The sequence below is a fragment of the Herbaspirillum sp. FG34 genome (assembly GCF_057809315.1).
The window spans coordinates 198,097-219,520 of record NZ_JBMDJS010000006.1 but is presented as its reverse complement, the minus strand read 5'-3'; the positions used below and the strand labels follow the sequence as shown (position 1 = coordinate 219,520).

Genomic DNA, 21,424 nt, shown 5'->3' with positions numbered 1-21,424 from the left:
TTATTCCTCTCCTTCAACAGGACTGTCGGCCGCCCAAAGCGGACTTGCCTCAACATAATCGTCTTCTTCAGAGGGTTTCCGGTCCATAGAGTTAAGCCCTTTAACTTCTAAAAGGGGTTCTAGGAACGGACCGTAAAGTTCTTCGAATAACAATGCCACTCGCTTGTCCTTGGACTGAACACCTCGTTCAATAATCTTACGCAGTTGAACCAGCATGCTGCTCGATTCGTCATCTTGTTCGCCGATGCTGGATTTTTCTGCCCAAGCGCGATCTACAAAGAAGCACTGTACTGGACAGCCGTTTCGCATCCCTCGGCCTATTGTCTGCAATAAGGGAACAGCGACGTTGGCAGTAAATGGGGTAAACAAATCCGGCCCAAGAGAGCGGGCGTACAGCGGATGACGCAGAAGGTGACCAACTAATTTATATAGGCGTCCTCTTGCATACCGTAGCTCTTGCGTGAATTCATCGAGCCGATCAAACAAGCCGAGGTCGCGCTGGTCGAAGTCCATCGTCGCTCTGGCTCCCAAGCTAACGAGGAATCCTAAATCATCAGGCGATGGATGTGGGCGAGTAAGGAAGTAGAGAGTTCCAATGGTTGCATCGCGTTGGCGGGGCCCGCCGCTATATACAACGTTGGTGCCGCGACCTAGGGCTCCCATAGGGAAGATCAGAAGATCCCAATTTGGGTTGTCGCCTAGCGCCTCCACCATGCTTGGCGTCACATATCCGCCAAGTGCACCAGGTGGTATTTGGTCGACGACTGCGATTGTGCGATCACGCCAACTGGCAAACCGCTGGTCAATGAATTGTTTGATCGCCAGGCAATGAGCGTAGCTATTGACGACGAATGCTGCTTTGCGACCAATACCTTCCTTAATATCGAAATCTCGGCAATCCTCCGCAACCTTAGAGGAGCTTCCGCCTTCCAAGAGAAACGCGGCCATTTTCTGCAGGTTGTTGAGTCGAGCTCGTTCCGAGCGAACTCCGCTGTAACGGAGCGGCTCTCCATCGACAGAATCACGATCGATGATTGGCCGAAACGCGTATATAGATTTTTGCTTGACTGAGGCTGACGTCCTCGCGGGGCGGTGGAGAAGATATGATGGTTCTACGTCAACATGAAACGCAGGACTATCGGGCATGTAGCTAGTCGCACTGGTGAGCAAAACGGCAGGCCCCCCTAATGAGCCGTCCGGTCTGGTTACCCATTCGTGCAAGTGATACATAAATGCTCTTGGCGCACCAGAGAACACGATGTATTGCAATTGAACGTCGTGGTCCCGATCGTGCGCTGCATTTGCTCGCACTTCGGTGAAGAAGCGAACGCCAGATAAGCTACCTAAAAGATTGTCCGGGCATCCGATAAGGAGATCCTCAGAACAGCGCTCATCTACGCGTACGGCCCGAATCACACTATCTTTTTCGAGCTCATGGAGCCGCGCCACCATTCTACGATACGATAGTACGGTAAAGGTGACGGTGATGAGTAGCCGGACAAGCATCTTGATCGAACCGGGATCTGTAATCCGCAAGTAGGGCACAAGCAGCTGTTCAATAGCTTCCTCATGCTCCGTTCGGTCTCGGTTGGTCGCAGCGTTGAGCCAGATTGCCAAATAGCTTTGTAAGGCTGTAGCATCCTCAGCTAGTTTTTCCAATGGCTGTTGTAACGCTTCTGCGGAGCGACGCCACTGATCCATGCTCTTGGTTGATCTATCAAGCACTTCTCTACGCGATTGAAATGCTCTGATCGCAGCATACTCCCAAACAAAAGCGAGAGCTGCTTTCGCTCGAGCTTTTGTATCTTGGGTGTGGGCAGCATCGGACGAAGGATTCTTCCTCTTCGGTGTCAGCCAATCACCGATTAACCTTAGCGGGGTGAGAAGCAGTCCACTCAAAGAGTTGCGGTGTCCCTCATCGAGACGGTGAATCGCCGAAATTAGGTGAATATTTAGCTTTTCAAATTCGGCGCACTCCAGCGAGAATTGAACGAACGATTCATTTCGAAGCCTCCCGTTAGATCCTACCGCGATATTTTGCAGAGTCTCTTGCTGCACTTGCTCGTGAAATGAGGATTTGTACCCGGATAGTTTCAACTGCGAGATGCCACTCATATCTAGAGATTGCTGCGCATTGTCCGCCTCGTCAAAAATGACGACATCAAATTCCCGTGCAATGAGATCAAAATAGCGTTCATTGTATGGTGTTGAATGCAGGGGAACTTGGGTGTCTGCTGAGCGAATATGGCCCAACCAGATGGCTGCGTTTGGCAACTCACGTGCCGCTTTGTTTCTTGAGCAAAGAGACCAGACTGGGCACAATTTGTCCTCGAACTTTCGATCTTTCTGGCCCCCTAGGCCTTTATCGCTAGATTGCTTTATGTTGCGACAGAAGTGATCCTCAACGGAGAACGCGTCGGACGGCGCCGTAGTCAAACGTGGAAGTGCGCATACCCCTTCAAATAGGTCTGCCGAAGGCGCTGTTAGGCCGAATCCACGTAGTGGATCGTCGGTGGCTAGGGATTCAGCTAGTTTTAGCGCGTGCTTTTGCTTTGTATCTCTACCTTGACCAATCAGTAGTCCCGGCCTTACATCGTAGCGACGCAAATCCTCAAGGTACTGTCTGCAAACTTCTATCGATGGAAAAAATACAGCGGTCTTTATCCCTCTAAGGCCAAGGTATCTCAAAAGGCAGACTAGTAAAGTCGTCTTGCCGGCCCCCGGTAATCCAATGAGGTGCTTGAGACCTTCCAAGGTAATAGTCGATTCATCAAGAAGCTCTCCATTTTTCCCTGGTGATTTCAGCGAAGTTGCTCGTAAACGCTGCACCCAATTGCCGGGACGGGAGACTTTAAGCGCCATATCGATGGCATCCATCTGTTCGGCTTCCATCAAGAGATCAGTCCAACGGATCTGCAGCGCAGTTGTGCGACTTTTCTTTGATTTGTGCAACGTGGGCTTTGGAAGGTCTAGGGGGAGATGGTCGATGGCATATCGCTTTGCCTCCCCTTCATGCTGGATGCTGATGTGTATGGGCCGTTCAGTATCTGCCAACTGAAATTCGTGCGGTCGCGGCTGCGGAGGCTTGTGAAGCTCTTCAAGAGCTGCCTGCAATTTTTCACTGATAAGGTGGAACGTGGGCGAAAAGTCCAGAGTCTTTTCATTGATTTCAAATCGACATACAGTGTATCGCGATGAAGATAGCGCAATATCGTTGTAGCGACTGGCTGCAGCGCGAAGCGCAGCCAGCGTACCCAAGCCATGGCAGCAACGGCGGAGGTTTGCTAGCGCAGTACGCTTGCCTTTTAGCAGTGCGCTGCGCGCGACCGATTGGTAACCCATCAAAAGTGCTGGGGCATGAATGAGTGAATTCACGCCCAGCTCATGGTGCATAAAGGCGCAGAGTAAATCGAGGCGCTGCAGTCCAAGTTCTTGAAGACGTTGGGGTGTCAAAATGGTCGCTCCAATGTTTTGAGGAGCTCGCGGACGGATATGAATTCAAGCGTCAGGTCGCCTGTATACTGGCGACGCAGCACCTCTAAGTAACCGGAGAATCGCGAGATCGCTTGATCGTTAATTGCAACTATGCGTCGGCTGTAGATGGCAAGCCCTTGGGCTGAACGATTGAGCCGATCGGCCAAGATAAATGGGCTCGCGTAACTCTTGACGTCAATTCCTATGTTTCGACCGTCTAAACTTAAATCGCAGGCATCTTTAGCTGGGTACAGCCGTACCTCGTACTCATTTGCCGTTGCTGCGCGATAGAGGGTCAGTTCATCCAGTCCCGGTCCGATCCAGTAGGTCAGAATGGCTGGCTTGGCTATAAGCGTGTTGTCTCCAAATTGTCGCGGTAGCGTTTCCAAGGGACGGTCGTAGGATTTGCATTGCGGGGTTCTGCACGCAAGAAGGTGCTTGTCTCCGCTGGCGCGACGCATCGGGGTCCCACAGCTTTCGCATACATACAATTTTCCGTCTACTAGATGGTGGGGCTGAACTGCTTCGTAGCAACTACTCAGAAAGCTTGCAGCTAACTGCAAATTTTTCGAGCGTTCAAAATTCTGCATGTCCTGCACAGAGGTAATCGGAGTTTCGGTAACCCACAAACGAAGATCGGTATAAGCTTGCTCCTGGCGGCCAATGAACTGTTCGCTGGTGCTTCGCAACGACTCGAACGCCAGCTGCTCGCGAAGATCAAGTTCAGACTGAGTTTGACGAGCCATTTCCACACAGTCCAGCGTTGGAATTCGTCGATCTGGATCTAACAGGGTGATGCCATGGTATGGAAAGGTCGGGTCCGCAAAAGCAGGTAAATTCCAATCGTTTCGACCCAACGGCTGTCGGCACCGTTGTAGTATTTCGTGAACAGAGCCCCCGTGATCCTCCTTACCCGCCGAAATGTATAAACTGGCTAGAAGCATTAGTGCTTGCGCTAGTGGTCCGCTCATCGTCACGTCATGCACTGTGGGGATGCCGCTGCGTGCGAGGCGATATTGGGAGCAAACACCTGTTGCAAGCATTCGAGCGGCTGAGACCGCCTCTTCATTTTGAAAAATGGACGATAAAGGGGCTTCCGCTTGCGATAGTTGATCTTTAAGTGCGTCCTCGAGTGAATCCAAATGTTCTGCTAGGTAATGGACGGGGAATGTGTGAACTCGCTTGGCAATCGTATCTCGACTCCACCCTGCGGAAACGAGGGCTCGGGAGGCAATTAGTTGGACGAGGTGGTCCCAGATAAAGCGCTTACCCTGAGGAGGAGATAAGATCTGACGTGACCTGTAACTCATGACTAACGCTTTGGAGGTCACAGGCAAATGAAAGCCTGGTCGAAGCTCGTACGCACTACATAGAGAGGTTGCTTTGTCTGCGAGAGCGGACATTGAACCTGTCCAGTCCCGCTCCCGCAGCAATGCCTGTACTAGAGAAGTCATGAATAAGAGGCGAGTAGAATATATTACTCTCTACAGTAGAATATTTTACTTTCGTTGTAAAGGGCGAGGTCATCTTACATTTTATTATCAAACTTATAATAAAATAGATCTCCAGTTCATCCTTCCAGGTGCCCCCCCCCTCTCCAATTACTGATTGCAAACAAAGCGGCATCTTTCGGGATGTTGGGATTATTCGCTCAGCGCCTTCCGAACGTTGTGTCGAGGATGCCATTTGGAACGTGAGCGGGTGGAAATTAGAATGGGCATATTCATGGCAACGCTCACACAAATGGATCTGGACGCGCTTAGAAGCTCTCTTGGCCATGGCTTCTATTGATTCAGCCCATTGCAGTAATCGAGCTTCTTGCCGCGTTAGGGCTGTGAAATTGATGTCAAGCGATGTCAAGCGATGGCAAGTGCCATTCCATGATGGTCAAATGCAAAAAACCCAGCAGAAGCTGGGTTTTTTTGGAGGCCACTTAGGGCGGCGGTAATACCAAGGCCTCAAGGGCACGGCTATGACTGTACTTGAGAATCTACTCCTGGTCAATTCAAGCAAGTGTGGCAACAAAAGACACTCTCAAAGAGGGCGGAGGACGCAAATATTTCCAAATAAGTCCGCCGCTATTAATTCCCGTTTTCCACTTGGCCATTCGCGCACCATGGACCCGGAATAGTTTGGGTCGCGATATGTAATCCAGCGACCAGCCTCTAGATGCAATCTCGCTGCGGCCCCGTCGTCATGCTCAAGCTCTTCTTCAAATCCGAGCTCAAAATCGTCTTCAGGCGAGGCTGGCTTACCGACGTTGTATCTAGTCACTTTATCCCCTTAGCGTTACCTGCCCTTCAAGAACTCTCTCGAGCATCAGCCTTTGAGTAAATGAGCCTCCAAGCCTGAGTATATAAATGCACTCGTTTTCGAAATTGAGAAACTTCCTTCTGGTTTTTTGCGTTCGGAACAGGAGCATACAGCGGATGTAATGCAAAACAAAAGTGTAGTCCGTATCGTCCTTCGAGTATTCGAAACATTTTTTTCACGCGCAACTCCCAGGAAACGATTTGCCCGTTTTCTTCGGGAGCGGCAAGCTCATTTAATAAGAGACTGGATTCTATAAACTTCTCCGTCTCAATGTAAAACACGTATCCCTGCCATACGACAAGAGTAAATATCCTCTCGCTATAAAGCTGAACCAGTGAATCGGCTATTTTTCTCCCTTGGAATGCCGCTGCTAGCATAAGCAACACTTGGTACACGCGCAATGAGATTTCAAAGGCCAGCCTTTCTTCGCGAAGATAAGCTGCTTCTCGCAGAAGGATCGTGAGGCACGCTAAGCTGTCGAGGCTACATTTTTGAGCAATGACATCTAACCGTGTGGTATTGATTTGGGAGCGAACTCTTTCTCCTTCAGTGTCCGTGGTTCGAAAAACAACAGACTGGACGCACGGCGCTAGTTGCTCTAGCAATCGGCGGATGTTTTGAGGCGTACATCTGAATTTAGAGTGTAGCGATTTCCAGAGCACATGATTAATCTCCTGCGCAGATCCCGCATAAGCCAATTCGACAGAAGCTATCTTGCCTGACGAAGGCGTATGTTTTCCCAAGACATATTTTTGCCACTTACTACTGCCATAGCGGACGCCATCCTTCATGCCAAAAGTATGTGGATCAAACTTTTTGGCCAGATGGTATGCCGTTTTTCTCTCCGTTCTCAGTAGCAATCCCTCACACCAAAATATCGTCCGCAGTACATCCGTGACGTCCCGGCGGCGTCTGACTGCTATTAAATGGAGCTTTGCAGAGATCTGACTAAAGCCAGGCTGTGTCACATTTTTCCTTTCTAAATCAGGCATCTACCATTCGCAAAGCGAACGACTAAAGCCTCGCCCATGACTATCTTGGCGGCCATACCGCACTTGGATAGAGTATCAGGCGTAACGGCACGTGACGGAGATGGGATGACTACACAACCAAGTGACACGCTTGCAGGGGTCTTGGAAGAAGAGCTTACGCTTCGCTATGGGCCTCTTCTTTCAGGCGAAGCCCTAAGGCAAGTTTTGGGCTATACATCCAGTGAAGCGTTTCGACAAGCACTGTCCAGAAAGACGATGCCAATTCCTGTTTTTTCCATTCCGAATCGAAGAGGGAAATTTGCTTTAGCAAAAGACGCCGCCTGCTGGCTGGCCTCTCAGCGTGAAGCTGCTGCGAAGAAAATGACAAGGGGCTAAAAGCTAGGCGGCGCGGCACAGCCGCGATGCATCTCCAGTTGGACAACTAGCGGAGGAAACGCGATGAAACAATAAAAATTTATTGGCGCAAAAAGCACAAAACCCGAATTCCTTTGGCGAGGAGATTCGGGCCGTAAGTGTGCACAAGTGGGAACCTGTGCATCTATTTTGCTGAGCAGGCAGGACGGTGTCAAGCGAATTTTGGGTTCGAGGGCATTGCTTTGTCTCGCGTTGCGCCAGTTGGCAATTGCCAACATTCAGGAGGGCCTCAGTTCATTTGGCCTGGCCGAAAAAACCAAGCTCATGGAGCATTGGATGGCGCAGCATTTTATGCAAAGCAAAGCGTATCGAGATCTGTCCGATGCGGCAATTGCCGATATGACAGAGGACGAAGCTTGGGAATGGTTCTGCAATGCGCGTTGGGGCGGCAGCACTTGCGTAGTCTGCCCAACATGCAACCGACAAGATAAACATTATCCTATTCCAAAGCGAAAACAATGGCGCTGCAAATATTGCTATCGCCATTTCAGTGTTACCTCTGAAACTCCATTCGCGAAACGAAGATTATCGTTCAAAAAACTCGTACAACTGATTTATTGGGTCGCGATCGAGCCCCAAGGGCATTCATCTAACAAAGTGCCAGGCAGATTAGGAGTGACCTTTCGAACAGCATGGCAGAACATGAACAAGATCCGAGAGGCCATGTTTCATGCGCAAGACCGAACGAAAATGGCTGGTGTCGTACATGTGGACGGTGGTCATTTTTGCGGAAAGCCGCGCCGCCCCAGGGTACGACAAAAAATGACTAGCGATATTGCAAACAATCATTTGAAAAATCGTAAAGCCAATATTATTCCACCCAATGCTGGATATTCAATTACTTCAGCGAATAGAGAGCGGTTGAAAAAACGCCGAATTTTATTGGCGATTGTGCAAGGCATTCCGGGAGTTGGGTCACAAAGAACTATTACGTGCGTCTTGAAGGCGGAAAGCGAGAAAGAAGTCCTAGCCGCAATTCTTCGTAACGTATCGCCTGGCACGGTGATCTATACCGACTCAGGAAACGCCTATTCGTCGCTAACGGCCGCAGGATACAAGCATGAAGCTGTAAATCATTCCAAGGAATATGCGAGGGAGGATGGGGTTAACAATAACTGGGCAGAGGCGACTATTTCGCGTCTTCGGCGGGCAGAATACGGGATCTATAATGGGATGCGCCCGCAGTACTTTGCATTTTATTGCGCTGAAATGGCGTGGCGCCAAGATACAAAACTCCTATCGATAAAAACAAAGGTTTTATCGCTGATGAAATGCATTCTTTCTGCAGATCTCTCTCAAGCGTTCAGAGGCTATGCTCAAGGGCAACGCTTGGGTTTTGAATACCTTGGGTGAGTAGCGTCGATAATGACCACAAGCCTTGTTGCATCGAGGTCTTTGAATGATGTCGTTCAATTTTCCCTTCCCTGCATAGATTCTTTAGGCGATGGTGTATTCGGCGAGAGAGTTTGCTTTCGTACTTTACGCCTTCCTTTGCGTCGTTCTCTTGCAAGAACGGATGCCGCAGAATGACGAAGTCATTAATTTCCCTGGTAGAGACAGGAACGCCGTTTCCCATTCTTATTCTCTGGTAGATGAGCCTGGTCAGCTCACCATAAGGCAACTGAATTCTGTGCTTTTTTGAGTAAATAACAGGAATATTCGAAGGGTCGATTTGCACTTCGTGCAAGGACAAGGTGTGGTCAATCGCGAGCATTGTTGCCTTTAAATGAACAAGTTCATCGTTCAGTTCTTTGAACTTTTCAAATATACGTCGATGACGTTCGAAATATTTTTCAATTCTTTGAATTTCACCGTCAACACGGCCGCGATGGTCGGTTAACCAGACAAGAGAAGGAGGGAGTCTTAGCATAATACTGAGACTACCTCTTTTTTATTTTCAAAAAAATTGCAGTGGCGACATAAGAGCGGCCGATCAACAAAAAACCCGCAAGGCAGCTTGCGGGTTTTTTGTTGTCTGCGCGGCGCCGCGATCAGTGCTGGGCGCGCTTGAAGAAGAACAGGCCGGCGCCCACCAGCATGAGCACCCCGCCGAAGAAACGGTTCTGCGCCTTGATCGCCTTCTGGCTGCGGAAGAAGCGCTGCAGACGGCTGGCCGCGAAGGCATAGCCGTGCATGACCACCAGATCCACCGCCACCATGGTCACGGCCAGCACCAGCAATTGCAGCCACAGCGGGCGCTCGTGGTCGATGAACTGCGGCAGCACCGCCACCATGAAGACAATGCCCTTGGGGTTGGTGGCGTTGGTGAGGAAGCCCGTCATGCAGCGCTGCCACCAGTGCTGGCCGCGCTGGGCGCGGGCCACGGCATTGGCGGCGTCGATGGCTTCGCCTTCCTGCTCGGAAGGCACGTGCGCGCGCCACTGCGAGAAACCGAGATAGATCAGGTACAGGGCACCGGCAATCTTGACCACGTTGAAGGCGGTTTCGGAGGCCACCAGCAACGAGCCCACACCGGCACCGGCGATGATGAGAACCACCACCAGCGCAATTTCCAGTCCGAGAATGGTGGCCGTGGTGCGGCGCAGGCCGTAATTGAGACCGTGGCTCATCGACAGCACGGCGCCCGAACCGGGCGAGATGGCAATGAGGCAGGCAGCGAAGAAAAAGGTGATCCAGGTTTGATAAGCCATGAAGAACTCGGTCGGAGGGCGCAGCGTGGAATGGGGAGTCGACCATTATAAGCAAAGCTGCAACGAATGCTTACAAATACACGATGAATTGAAACACTTTGACGTCGTCCTTCAGGTCGACGGCTCGTTATAGGAAGCAAGGCGACACGAAACGATGAAGCGATTACGCAAAATCAAGCGCCGAGCGTAACAACCACTTTCTAAAGGACATTGCCATGAAAACCAAATCCGTCATCGTCGCTTCCCTGCTGACCGCACTGGCCCTGCCGGTGTTCGCCCAGACCGGCAGCACTGCGCCGGCCGCGCCAGCAGCAGCCACGGCCAAGGCGGAAGCCGGCAAGACCGACACCGCACACAAGGCCAAGACCAGCCATCACGCCAAGCACAAGAAGTCGGCCAAGAAGTCCGAAGCCAAGACTGAAAAGAAGGACGCCGCCGATACGGCAGCCAAGACCAAGTAAGACTGTACCGGGCCACTCCCGGTACACCTGACAGACACGCAGCACACACCGTACACACAGTACTACTGACGCAAACAGACACTTGTCTCTGAAAGGACATCACCATGAAAACCAAGACCATCATCCTCGCTTCCCTGCTGTCGGCCCTGACCCTGCCGGTGTTCGCCCAGACCGGCGCAGCAGCGCCCGCCGCTGCCCCGGCCAAGGCCGAAGCCGCCAAGACCGAGACCGCGCCGAAGGCCAAGGCGGAACATCACGCCAAGCACAAGAAGTCGGAAAAGAAGGCTGAAGGCAAGACTGCGAAGAAGGCAGAGAAAAAGGCCGAGAAGAAGGAAGCCGCCGGTACTGAAGCCAAGCCGGCAGCTGACGGCGCCGCCAAGTAAGCCGTCCGCAAGGAGCACCACCCCGGGCGCCAGTGTTCTCTGATGCCCGGACATGTCAGGGATGACAGGAGTATCGCCCCCGCACCACGAGGTACGGGGGCGATATTTTTTATATCATTTGGCGTTGTTGATCCAGGCAGCGCTTCGCATCACCGACTCGACTCAGTCCTGCTGCCAGCGCAAGGCGATGCGCTCCGATGCGGCAGCGGCGGCAATGTCGGCAAAATGCTCGCAGTCCATGCCCACCCCGGCCGCAAACAGCAAGGCTTCACCCGCCCATACCAGCGGCAGATAAGGGCGTTCCCAGGCGGGCACATCGGCGCTCTGGTACTGCTGCTTGAGGCTGCGCGCCGGACGGTTGACGGCCAGCCTGATGCGTTCGCCACCGCTGCGCCCGCACACCAGCAAGGATTGGGCACGCAGCCAGTGCGCATCGAAACCGGGCCGCGCATCCCCTGGCGCAATCGGGTCGAAGTGCAGCGTGCCGTAGAAGGCCGGCACCTGCACCTGCGCTTGCCCGCTCCAGCGCAGCGACAAGGCCGCGCCCTCATCGGGCAGACGGCGGCGCGGTGCCAGGAACACGCGATCGCGATAGCGATGCACTTCGCCATCGGGGTGGGAGACGCACAACTGGGCCTCCACATCGGCCTGCAGCAATTGCGTGCGCATCTCCTGCATCCACGCCGCCGAGGGCATGCGCATGCCGCGCAGCCCGAACCAGTGACGCATCAGATTGAGAAAGCGCTGCTCGCTCAAGGCGCGCAGCGCTGGCATGCGCAGATGATCGTCCTGGCGACATTGCGCCAGATCCTCTTGGGCCACTTCGCGCAGCAATACCTGCGCACCCTGCGCGTGTCCGGCGGCGCGTGCCAGACGTTGCTGATATCCGGGGAAGACCTGAGCGAGCGCGGGCATGACCTGATGACGCAAGGCATTGCGGGTGTAGCGCGGATCGCTGTTGGACTCATCCTCGATCCAGCTCAGCGACCAGGCACGAGCACACGCTTCCAGCTGCGCGCGCGCAAGTGCCAGGAAGGGCCGCGCAATCATGGTCTGCGGATCGCCCAGCAGCGCCGCAGCGGTACTGCATTGATCCATGCCCGACATCCCCGCCAGGCCACTGCCGCGCAGCAGTTGCAGCAGCACGGTTTCGGCCTGGTCGTCGAGATGATGGGCGGTGAGCAGCAGACGTGCGCCGTGCGCCCGGCACAGCCGCCCCAATGCAGCGTAACGCGCCAGCCGCGCCGCTTCTTCCACACCGCTGTCGGCTACCCGCTCCAGCTGCACACGCTCATGCGCGCAGGTGATGCCATGCCGCGCACAACGATCCTCGACATGGGCCAACCAGGCATCCGCATGGGGCGAGAGCCCATGATGCACATGCAGCGCCACCAGTGATGCACCCTGCTCACGTTGCCACTGCGCGGCCACTTCCAGCAAGACCGTGGAATCGAGCCCGCCGCTGAAGGCCACGGCCAGCGTGTCCCGCGCGGGATCGAAACCGGCGGCAGCCAGCGTGGCCTGCAATGCCTGCAATACCTGTGGCAGCTTGCCCGGGGAGGGAGAAAGAGAGGGATGATCGGACATGAGAAAAAGCGGTGCCGGAAAAGACAAACGCCAGCGAAGCAATCGCTGGCGCCTGCAATGACGTGAACGGAACGCGGACGATTACTCGGCCGAATTGAGTTCCTTGAACTTGCCATAGGCCATCAGCTTTTCGTGACGCGCAGCCAGCAGGTCCTTGGTCTTCATGCCCTGGAACTGGCGCAGCGAATCCGACAGCGCGCGCTTGAGCAGTCCGGCCATCTGCTTGGGATCGCGATGGGCGCCGCCCAGCGGCTCGTTGACGATCTTGTCGATGAGGCCAATGGCCTTCAGGCGATGCGCGGTCAGGCCCAGCGCTTCGGCCGCATCGGCGGCGCGGTCGGCGGTCTTCCAAAGGATGGAAGCGCAGCCTTCCGGCGAGATCACCGAATAAGTCGCATATTGCAGCATCAGCACCGAGTCGCCCACGGCGATGGCCAGCGCACCACCGGAACCGCCTTCACCGATGATGGTGGCAATGAGCGGCACCTTCAGCTCGGCCATCACGTAGAGATTGTGGCCGATGGCTTCGGACTGGCCGCGCTCTTCGGCATCGATGCCGGGGAAGGCACCGGGGGTGTCAACGAAGGTAAAAATCGGTAAACCGAACTTTTCGGCGACCTTCATCAGGCGCATCGCCTTGCGATAGCCTTCCGGCTTGGGCATGCCGAAGTTGCGCATGGCGCGTTCCTTGGTGTCGCGCCCCTTCTGGTGGCCGATCACCATGCAGGCCTGGCCGTTGAACCGGGCCAGACCGCCGACGATGGACTGGTCGTCCGCAAAGGTGCGGTCGCCGTGCAGTTCGTGGAAGTCGGTGAAGATCTCGCGCACGTAGTCCATGGTGTAGGGACGCTGCGGATGGCGCGCAATCTGGGAAACCTGCCAGGGCGTGAGCTTGGCGTAGATGTCCTTGGTCAGCTGCTGGCTCTTCTTGACCAGGCGCTCGATCTCTTCGGAGATGTCGACGGCCGAATCGTCCTGTACAAAACGCAACTCTTCAATCTTGGCATCCAGCTCGGCGATGGCCTGCTCGAAGCCCAGAAAAGTCGTTGTCGATTTACTCATTGTGTTCCTTTTTCAACAAGTCCGATCATGCGGCGAGAATCGCTGAAAACGCCGGCCCGGTGCGGGTTGCGGCTCGATGATCCCCGGATGTATCGGTTTGCCTTCAAATCTTGGGAGGTGCGGAGTATACACCAGCGCAGACCCTGCACGGCAGGTCTGCCCGCGCCCTCTTCCCCTTGGTTCAATAATCGGAGGGCACCGGATCGAGGCTGCGCCACAGATACCAGGTGGCCACGGTGCGCCACGGTTCCCAGTTCGCAGCGACTTCCCGCGCATCGCTGCGCGAGACCGGTTCTCCCGAGAAATAACTGACGCTGATGCCCTTGAGCAATCCCAGGTCATCCAGCGGCAGCACGTTCGGGCGCAGCAGATTAAATATCAAAAACATCTCGGCTGTCCAGCGGCCGATCCCGCGGATCTGGATCATCTCGGCAATGACGGCTTCGTCTTCCATCTCCGCCCATTTGTCGGGATGCACCGTCTTGGCCTTGAAATGCGCTGCCAGGTCGAGGATGTATTCGGCCTTGCGCTTGGACAGACCGCAAGTGGCCAGTCCATCGGCTCCGGTACGCATCACCTGGGCCGGCGTGCAGCGCGGACAGGCTTCCAGGAAGCGCTGCCAGACCGCATTGGCGGCCTTGGTCGAGATCTGCTGGCCGATCACCGAGCGCGCCAGCGTGGTGAAGGCGTCGCCGCGCACCGTCAGTTGCAGATCCCCGAACTGCGGGATGATCTTGCGCATGATGCGGTCACGCTTCATCAGCTCGGCCTTGGCCTCTTCCCAGTAGGCCGGCACGATCAGGCTGGGGTCGGCTTCGCTGGCTTTTCGGTTGGTATTCAAATCAAGCTCTCCGCCATTCGGTCAGGCCGCCCGGTTTGTCTTCCAGAATGATGCCGGCCTCGGTCAGCACGGCGCGAAGTCGGTCGGCTTCGGCGAAGTCCTTGCCTGCCTTGGCTGCCTTGCGCGCTTCAATCAAGGCTTCGATCTCGGCCTGGCCCAGACCGTCGGCCGCCGCCACGCCACCCTTGAGGTACTCGTCCGGTGCGCGCTGCAACAGGCCGAGGATACCGGCCAGCGCCTTCAACTGGCGCGCCTGCACCGGCGAACGGTCACGGTTGACTTCATTGGCCAGCTCGAAGAGCACCGACACCGCCATTGGCGTGTTGAAGTCATCGTTCAGGGCCTCTGTGAACCTTTGTGCATGGGACTCGTCGGCCAGCAGGCCGCCCGCTTCCGGCGGTACATCCTTCAAGGCCGTGTACAGGCGGGTGAGCGCCTGGCGGGCATCGTCCAGATGCGCATCCGAGTAGTTCAGCGGGCTGCGGTAGTGGGCGCGCAAGATGAAGAAACGTAACACTTCCGGGTCGTACTTCTTGAGCACGTCGCGGATGGTAAAGAAGTTGCCCAGGGACTTGGACATCTTCTCGTTGTCGATGCGCACGAAGCCGTTGTGCATCCAGTAGTTCACGAAGGTGTGCTGGTGCGCCCCCTCGGACTGGGCGATCTCGTTTTCGTGGTGCGGGAACTGCAGGTCCTGGCCGCCGCCGTGGATGTCGAAGTGGTCGCCCAGCAGATCGCTGGACATGGCCGAGCACTCGATGTGCCAGCCCGGACGACCGCAACCCCAGGGCGAATCCCACTTGGCCTCGTCCGGCTCGCTGGGCTTGGCCGCCTTCCAGAGCACGAAGTCCAGCGGATCGCGCTTGCCGGTGTTCACATCGACCCGTTCACCGGCGCGCAGGTCGTCCAGCGACTTGCCGGAGAGCTTGCCGTAGCCGGGGAAGTCACGCACCGAATAGTTCACATCGCCATCGCTGGCCTTGTAGGCCAGGCCGTTCTTTTCCAGCTTGCCGATCAGGTCCAGCATCTTCGGCACGTATTTGGTCGCACGCGGCTCATGGTCGGGACGCTGCACGCCCAGGGCGGCGGCATCCTCGTTCATGGCATCGATGAAGCGATTGGTCAGCTGGGCGATGGTTTCGCCGTTCTCGGCGGCACGATGAATGATCTTGTCGTCAATATCGGTGATGTTGCGCACATAGGTCACGGCATAGCCGCAGGCGCGCAGCCAGCGCTGCACCATGTCGAACACCACCAGCACGCGCGCATGGCCGATATGGCAATAGTCATACACGGTCATGCCGCACACGTACAAGCGCACCTTGCCGGGTTCGATCGGGGAAAAGGTCTGCTTGTCACGCGCCAGCGTGTTGTAAATCTTGAGCTCGCTCATGGGATGGGAATTCTGGGGTTGGCGTTGCCGCAACGGGCGACGGGTTCATGCAGTTTGCGTAGGGCTGACACCGGCATGAAGCGCGGCGCTGGCAGGCCCCTGCCTGGGATTCATTGTTCTAGCAGCAATTGCAACATGAACGGATCACGGTAGCCAAACCTCTTTTTGTATTACTTGTTTGATATAAAATGCCAGCTTTCTTCGAATTTCTTCGAGTATAGCATCGATAAAACCATGGCCCCAGAATCACAAGAACAGACATCCATTCATGGTTTGCGCGGTTTGATCAGCAAGACTGCCCACAAGACGGCAGTGTTGTCCAGCCTGGTGGCGGCCCTCTTCGGGGTGCCCGCCACGCTTGCGCATGCCAGTGAAATGTCTGACATCAACAAGCTGATGCGGGCCGGACAGTATGCCGAAGCACTGACCAAGACCGATGCCGTACTGGCCAAACACCCGCGCGATGCGCAACTGCGTTTCACGAAGGGACTGATCTTAGCAGAACAAAACCGTTCTGCCGAGGCCATTGCCGTGTTCACCAAGCTGACCGAGGACTTCCCCGATCTGCCCGAACCGTACAACAACCTGGCCGTGCTGTACGCGGCCGATGGCCAGTACGACAAGGCGCGGGCTGCGCTGGACATGGCCATGCGCACCAACCCGACCTATGCGACGGCACTGGAGAACCTGGGCGACGTCTACGCCAAGATGGCCAGCCAGGCCTATGACAAGGCCTTGCAGATCGATCCGGGTGCCAACGTCCCGCAGCCCAAGCTGACGCTGTTGCGCTCGCTCAACGGCAACACCACCGGTGGCACGGTACCACGCCTGGCCTCGGCCGCCTCCGCCCAGCGCGATGCCAAGGCCAAGGCCGACGCCAACGCCGCCGAGCAGCAGCAGCGCGCCAAGGCCCTGGCGGCCGAGAAGCTGGCCCAGCAGGCCGCCGCCGACCGCGCCGAGGCCGAGAAGACCGCCATCGCCAAGGCCACCAGCGAAAAGGAAAAGGCCGCAGCCGACAAGGCGGCAGCGGAAAGAGCCGCAGCCGAGAAGGCCGCGGCCGACAAGGCTGCTGCGGAAAAGGCGGCCGCCGAGAAGGCCGCCGCCGAGCGCGCCAAGGCCGAGAAAGCCCGTGCCGAGCAACTGGCCGCCGAACAGGCGCAGGCTCAGAAGGCCGCGGCCGACAAGGCTGCCGCCGAACAGAAGCAGAAGGAACTGCAAGCCCGCAAGGACAAGGAACAAGCCGACAAGCTGGCACGCGAGCAAGCCGCCCGCGCCGAGAAGGAAAAGGCCGCCCAGGCTGCCGCCGAAAAAGCCAAGGCGGACAAGCTGGCTGCGGCCGAGAAGGCAAAAGCCGAGAAGCAGGCTGCGGCCGACAAGGCCAAGGCGGAGAAACTGGCCGCCGCCGACAAGGCGCGTGCCGACAAGGCCCACGCCGACAAGGAAAAGGCCAGCGCCGAACAGGACAAGGCCGCCGTGCTGGCCGCTCTGAGTGGCTGGGCCAAGGCCTGGAGCGACAAGGACGTGCGCGGCTATCTGGGCCATTATGCCGGCGACTTCGATACGCCCCGTGGCGCCTCCCGCAAGGAATGGGCCGAAGAGCGCCGCGCCCGCATCGAGGACAAGGGCCACATCAGCGTCAAGGTCAGCAATGCCTCGGTCACCATCAATGGCAACACCGCGACCGTGCGCTATCGCCAGATATATAATTCGGATCGGCTGACGGTGGACAGCCGCAAGACCCTGATCTTCGTCAAACAGGGCAATCGATGGCTGATCAAACAGGAACGATCGGGAGGGTAATTGGTGGCTAGCGCTTTGCAAGGGCGTCCCGCGCGCATGCTGGGACGCCTGTTGATGTTGTGCCTGGCAGGTCTGCCTGCCATGGGCAGCGTGGCATCCTCGTCGGCCCTTGCGCCGCCCGCCAATACGGTGGGCGCAGCGGCCATCAAGCCGGATCCGGAAGCCCTGCTCATCGATATCTACAAGGATCTTGGCGCCGACCGCCTGCACCAGGCGCAGGCCAAGGCCGACGCCTTGGTCGCGGCCTATCCGACCTTCCGACTGGGCCACCTGGTGCGCGGCGATCTGCTGCTCATGCACGCGCGTCCGGTGCGCAATTTCGGCGCCATGGCCGATGGCCCCAGCGACAAGCTCAAGGAACTGCGCGATGAAGCCATGGTGCGCATTCGCTCGCTGCAGGAAAAACCGGATCCCGCGCTCATTCCCAAGCCCGTGCTGCAGCTGGGCGAGGACCAGAAGAACGTGCTGGTCGTCGATACCACCCGCTCGCGCCTGTATGTGTACGAGAACCAGGGTGGCGACCTGAAGTATGTGAGCGACTACTACATTTCGCAGGGGCGCCTGGGCGCCAACAAGACCAAGTCCGGCGACCAGCGCACCCCTATCGGGGTGTATTACATCAACAACCGCATCCCCGGCCCCAAGCTGCCGGACTTCTATGGCACGGGTGCGCTGCCGCTGTCCTATCCCAATGAATGGGACAAGCGCAATGGCCGCAGCGGCTACGGCATCTGGCTGCATGGCACGCCCTCGGACAACTTCAGCCGCCCGCCGCTGTCTTCGGATGGTTGCGTGGTGCTGGCCAACCCGGACCTGCAGAGCCTGTATTCGACCGCCGAGGTCGGCAAGACGGTAGTGGTCATCAGCCAGCACGTGCAGTTCGTCAACAAGGATGCGCTGATCAAGGAACGTGACGCCGCCTCGGCCATGCTGGAACAATGGAGCCAGTCGCTGGAAGATGCCGATGCCGAGAAGGTGCTGTCGTATTACTCGCCGGAATTCCGCTCGGCCCAGGGCGAGAACCTGGCCACCTGGTTCGGTCGCCAGCAGAAGAGTCTGAACGGCGCGCGCTATACCAGTGTCAAACTGCGCGATGTCAGCCTGTTCCGCTATCCCGGCGCACCGGAAGACATGATCGTCAGCACTTTCACCCAGGAAAGTGCGGTCGGCAAGAGCAAGAACGCGATCCGCAAGCGCCAGTACTGGGTGCGTGAAGGATCGCAATGGAAAATCATTTACGAAGGCAACGCATGATCCTCTCCCGTCGTCATCTGCTGCGCATGGCAGCAGCGTTTTCCCTGTCGGCCACGCTGGCCGCGCCGGTCCTGGCCGCCAATGCCCCGCGCGTGCTGCTCAAGACCAGCATGGGTGACATCACCCTGGAACTCAATCCAGAAAAGGCCCCGGTCTCGGTCGACAATTTCATCAAGTACGTCAAGAAGGGCCAGTACAACGGCACCGTGTTCCACCGCGTCATCAACGGCTTCATGATCCAGGGCGGCGGCTACGACCAGAACATGCGTGAGAAGCCCACCGAGGCCCCCATCAAGAACGAGGCCAATAACGGTTTGAAGAACGAGGTTTATACTGTGGCGATGGCGCGCACGTCGGCACCGCATTCGGCCACGGCCCAGTTCTTCATCAATGTGGCGGACAACCGCTTCCTGAACTACCCCGGCCAGGACGGCTGGGGCTATGCCGTCTTCGGCAAGGTCATCGCCGGCACTGACGTGGTCGACAAGATCAAGCAGGTGCGCACCGGCGCCGGCGATGTGCCGGCCACTCCCGTGGTGATCGAGTCGGCCACCCTGCTCAAGTAAGGCTGGCGTCGCGCAGCCAAGGCGGGCCCAAGTCGCCCGCCGTTTTTTTTTATTTCCCCCACCAGCAAAGGAATTCATCATGGCAGTTCTGCTCACCACCAACCACGGCGCAATCAAGATCGAACTGGATGCGGAAAAAGCCCCCAAGACCGTTGAGAACTTCCTGGCCTACGTCAACGCCGGTCACTACAACGGCACCATCTTCCACCGCGTCATCGACGGTTTCATGATCCAGGGCGGCGGCTTCGAACCCGGCATGAAGCAGAAGGAAACCCGCGATCCGATCGAGAACGAAGCCAAGAACGGCTTGAAGAACGAGCCCTACACCCTGGCCATGGCACGCACCGCCGCCCCGCACTCGGCCTCGGCGCAGTTCTTCATCAACGTCAAGAACAACAGCTTCCTGGACTACCCGGGCCAGGACGGCTGGGGCTACTGCGTCTTCGGCAAGGTCGTCGAAGGCACTGAAGTGGTCGACAAGATCAAGGGTGTCAAGACCACCCGCGCCGGCATGTTCGCCGACGTCCCGGCGGAAGATGTGGTGATCGAGAAGGCAGAAGTGGTCTGAGCCTGACCCCGACCGCTGACTTCATCGACCATGACTGATTTCCAGTTCATGCAGAAAGCGCAACCGACGGTTGCGCTTTTTGTTTCCGACCTCCATTTGCAGGCCGCCCTGCCCCGCACCACCGAGGCTTTCCTGGCCTTCCTGCAAAACCACGCGGTACAGACGCAGCAACTGTACTTGTTAGGTGACGTGTTCGAGTACTGGGCCGGTGACGACGACCGTACTGCTCCCTACAACCAACTGATTGCTGATGCACTGAGAACTGTACAGGGCCACGGCGTGCAACTGTACTGGATGGCGGGGAACCGCGATTTCCTGGTCGGACAGGATTTTGCCGATGCCGCCGGGCTGACGCTGCTGGCGGACCCGCACGTCATCACCGTGGCAGGCCGCACCCTGGCGCTGGCACACGGCGACGCGCAATGCACCGATGACCAGGCCTACATGGCCTTTCGCGCGCAGGTGCGCCAGCCGGCCTACCAGCAGCAGTTCCTGTCCATGCCGCTGGCGCAGCGCAAGGCCATCATCGAAGGCATCCGCAAGAACAGCCAGGACGCCAACCAGAGCAAGGACATGGCGATCATGGATGTGAACGCCGGCGCCATCGATGCGCTCTTCGCGCAGACCGGCACCGACGTGCTGATCCACGGGCACACGCACCGCCCTGCCCTGCATCGACTCGGTGATGGCAAGCTGCGCTATGTCTTGCCGGATTGGGAATATGACGTGGAGACGCCGCGTGGCGGCTGGATCAGCCTGACAGCCGATGGCGTACTGCATCGGCATGGCGTGGACGGACGCGAGATCGCCTGATCCCGCGTTGCACTTCATCGCAGCCGGATTGTACCGGCTGCGCTTTCCTCATCAATCGACCAGCCGGTTCAGTTGCGCGGCGTCGAATTGCCCAGCCTCTTCCAGGCGTCGACAGCCTATCCCCGCACCCTGCAAGGCGGCCAGCACGGCTTCCAGTTGCTGCTCCTGGGCGGCGACTTGATTGATGAGTCCGTGCAATGCCTTGGAAAGCGGATCATCGCCATTGGGCATCACCCCGTAGGCTGCGAACAGGCGGGCTGCCGCCTGTTCACGCGCGGTCGGCGCGGCATTGCGCTCGACGATGCGCGCCGGGTTGCCTACCGCCGTCGCTCCCGCCGGCACTTCCTTGGTGACCACCGCATTGGAGCCGACCTTGGCGCCATCTCCCACCGTAAAGCCGCCCAGCACCTTGGCTCCGGCACCGATGATGACGCCGCGTCCCAAGGTGGGATGACGCTTGGCGCCCTTGGCCAGCGACGTCCCGCCCAGGGTCACACCCTGGTAGATGGTGGAATCGTCGCCGACAATGGCAGTCTCGCCGATCACCACGCCCATGCCATGGTCGATGAAGACGCGGCGGCCGATGGTTGCGCCCGGATGGATCTCGATGCCGGTGAGCGTGCGGCCGATCTGCGAGATGAAGCGGCCCAGCCATTTCAGATCGGCCTGCCAGCAAGCCTGGGCCCAGCGATGCAGGATCACCGCGTGCAGACCGGGATAACAGGTCAGCACCTCCCAGCTGTTGCGCGCGGCGGGATCGCGCTCGCGGATGCTGGCGATGTCTTCTCTGAGTCGGCTGAACATGGTGTGTTTCCTGAAACGTTGAAAGAAAAAGTGCTGCAAAAAAAAATC

The 21,424-nt window shown here is 57.1% G+C and carries 19 protein-coding genes; 9 read left to right on the top strand and 10 right to left on the bottom strand.

The features are described 5' to 3' along the window. The 3 genes from ACODSZ_RS10410 to ACODSZ_RS10400 all read right to left on the bottom strand — a co-directional run bounded on the left by ACODSZ_RS10410 (position 1) and on the right by ACODSZ_RS10400 (position 6,779). A complete protein-coding gene (locus ACODSZ_RS10410; RefSeq protein WP_441318662.1) occupies positions 1–3,453 on the bottom strand; it encodes a pPIWI_RE_Z domain-containing protein in 3,453 nt (1,150 codons plus the stop codon). Continuing rightward, positions 3,450–4,616, bottom strand: a complete 1,167-nt coding sequence (locus ACODSZ_RS10405) for a restriction endonuclease-related protein (RefSeq protein ID WP_441318661.1) — start codon at positions 4,614–4,616, stop codon at positions 3,450–3,452. The genes ACODSZ_RS10410 and ACODSZ_RS10405 overlap by 4 nt, the downstream gene beginning before the upstream one ends. Positions 4,617–5,774: 1,158 nt before the next feature. Then, complete coding sequence (locus ACODSZ_RS10400) at positions 5,775–6,779, bottom strand: hypothetical protein (protein ID WP_441318660.1); 1,005 nt, start codon at positions 6,777–6,779, stop codon at positions 5,775–5,777. 105 nt (positions 6,780–6,884) lie between these two features. On the opposite strand from ACODSZ_RS10400, the gene ACODSZ_RS10395 reads away from it, so the two are divergent. Both ACODSZ_RS10395 and ACODSZ_RS10390 read left to right on the top strand, forming a co-directional pair. After that, complete coding sequence (locus ACODSZ_RS10395) at positions 6,885–7,154, top strand: hypothetical protein (RefSeq protein WP_441318659.1); 270 nt, start codon at positions 6,885–6,887, stop codon at positions 7,152–7,154. Between the two features lie 240 nt (positions 7,155–7,394). Beyond that, entirely contained in the window at positions 7,395–8,546 is a 1,152-nt protein-coding gene (locus ACODSZ_RS10390; RefSeq protein ID WP_488927529.1) for an IS1595 family transposase, read from the top strand. Here the strand turns inward: ACODSZ_RS10390 and ACODSZ_RS10385 are convergent. Then, positions 8,497–9,063: a hypothetical protein gene (locus tag ACODSZ_RS10385; RefSeq protein WP_441318657.1), complete on the bottom strand. Its 567-nt coding sequence runs from the start codon at positions 9,061–9,063 to the stop codon at positions 8,497–8,499. The two genes, ACODSZ_RS10390 and ACODSZ_RS10385, sit on opposite strands and share 50 nt — an antisense overlap. A 121-nt stretch (positions 9,064–9,184) precedes the next feature. After that, complete coding sequence (locus ACODSZ_RS10380; RefSeq protein WP_175342373.1) at positions 9,185–9,844, bottom strand: LysE family transporter; 660 nt, start codon at positions 9,842–9,844, stop codon at positions 9,185–9,187. A 215-nt stretch (positions 9,845–10,059) separates the two neighbouring features. On the opposite strand from ACODSZ_RS10380, the gene ACODSZ_RS10375 reads away from it, so the two are divergent. Together ACODSZ_RS10375 and ACODSZ_RS10370 are read left to right on the top strand one after the other, a co-directional pair. Next, positions 10,060–10,305 carry a hypothetical protein gene (locus ACODSZ_RS10375; protein ID WP_008327851.1) on the top strand — a complete coding sequence of 82 codons (246 nt, stop codon included), beginning with the start codon at positions 10,060–10,062 and terminating at the stop codon, positions 10,303–10,305. A gap of 104 nt (positions 10,306–10,409) precedes the next feature. Further along, positions 10,410–10,688, top strand: a complete 279-nt coding sequence (locus tag ACODSZ_RS10370) for a hypothetical protein (protein ID WP_008327850.1) — start codon at positions 10,410–10,412, stop codon at positions 10,686–10,688. A 162-nt stretch (positions 10,689–10,850) separates the two neighbouring features. Here ACODSZ_RS10370 and tilS read toward each other — a convergent pair whose 3' ends face one another. From tilS to cysS, 4 genes are all read right to left on the bottom strand, one after another. Then, positions 10,851–12,275: a tRNA lysidine(34) synthetase TilS gene (tilS, locus tag ACODSZ_RS10365; RefSeq protein WP_488927528.1), complete on the bottom strand. Its 1,425-nt coding sequence runs from the start codon at positions 12,273–12,275 to the stop codon at positions 10,851–10,853. 81 nt (positions 12,276–12,356) lie between these two features. Further along, a complete protein-coding gene (locus ACODSZ_RS10360; RefSeq protein ID WP_008327848.1) occupies positions 12,357–13,337 on the bottom strand; it encodes an acetyl-CoA carboxylase carboxyltransferase subunit alpha in 981 nt (326 codons plus the stop codon). A gap of 181 nt (positions 13,338–13,518) precedes the next feature. Continuing rightward, complete coding sequence (locus ACODSZ_RS10355) at positions 13,519–14,178, bottom strand: DNA-3-methyladenine glycosylase family protein (protein ID WP_008327845.1); 660 nt, start codon at positions 14,176–14,178, stop codon at positions 13,519–13,521. A gap of 1 nt (position 14,179) precedes the next feature. Continuing rightward, on the bottom strand, positions 14,180–15,571 hold the full coding sequence (cysS, locus tag ACODSZ_RS10350; RefSeq protein WP_008327831.1) for a cysteine--tRNA ligase: 1,392 nt from the start codon (positions 15,569–15,571) through the stop codon (positions 14,180–14,182). A 234-nt stretch (positions 15,572–15,805) separates the two neighbouring features. Between cysS and ACODSZ_RS10345 the strand changes: the two genes are divergently transcribed. From ACODSZ_RS10345 to ACODSZ_RS10325, 5 genes are all read left to right on the top strand, one after another. After that, positions 15,806–17,371, top strand: a complete 1,566-nt coding sequence (locus ACODSZ_RS10345) for a YybH family protein (protein ID WP_488927527.1) — start codon at positions 15,806–15,808, stop codon at positions 17,369–17,371. 36 nt (positions 17,372–17,407) lie between these two features. Beyond that, positions 17,408–18,625 carry a L,D-transpeptidase family protein gene (locus tag ACODSZ_RS10340; RefSeq protein ID WP_008327828.1) on the top strand — a complete coding sequence of 406 codons (1,218 nt, stop codon included), beginning with the start codon at positions 17,408–17,410 and terminating at the stop codon, positions 18,623–18,625. After that, complete coding sequence (locus ACODSZ_RS10335) at positions 18,622–19,191, top strand: peptidylprolyl isomerase (RefSeq protein WP_008327827.1); 570 nt, start codon at positions 18,622–18,624, stop codon at positions 19,189–19,191. The genes ACODSZ_RS10340 and ACODSZ_RS10335 overlap by 4 nt, the downstream gene beginning before the upstream one ends. Positions 19,192–19,270: 79 nt before the next feature. Further along, complete coding sequence (locus ACODSZ_RS10330; protein WP_175342370.1) at positions 19,271–19,759, top strand: peptidylprolyl isomerase; 489 nt, start codon at positions 19,271–19,273, stop codon at positions 19,757–19,759. Between the two features lie 30 nt (positions 19,760–19,789). Further along, positions 19,790–20,572, top strand: a complete 783-nt coding sequence (locus ACODSZ_RS10325) for a UDP-2,3-diacylglucosamine diphosphatase (RefSeq protein WP_488927526.1) — start codon at positions 19,790–19,792, stop codon at positions 20,570–20,572. Positions 20,573–20,623: 51 nt separating this feature from the next. Here ACODSZ_RS10325 and cysE read toward each other — a convergent pair whose 3' ends face one another. Beyond that, a complete protein-coding gene (gene cysE, locus ACODSZ_RS10320; protein ID WP_175342368.1) occupies positions 20,624–21,376 on the bottom strand; it encodes a serine O-acetyltransferase in 753 nt (250 codons plus the stop codon). Positions 21,377–21,424 lie beyond the last annotated feature (48 nt).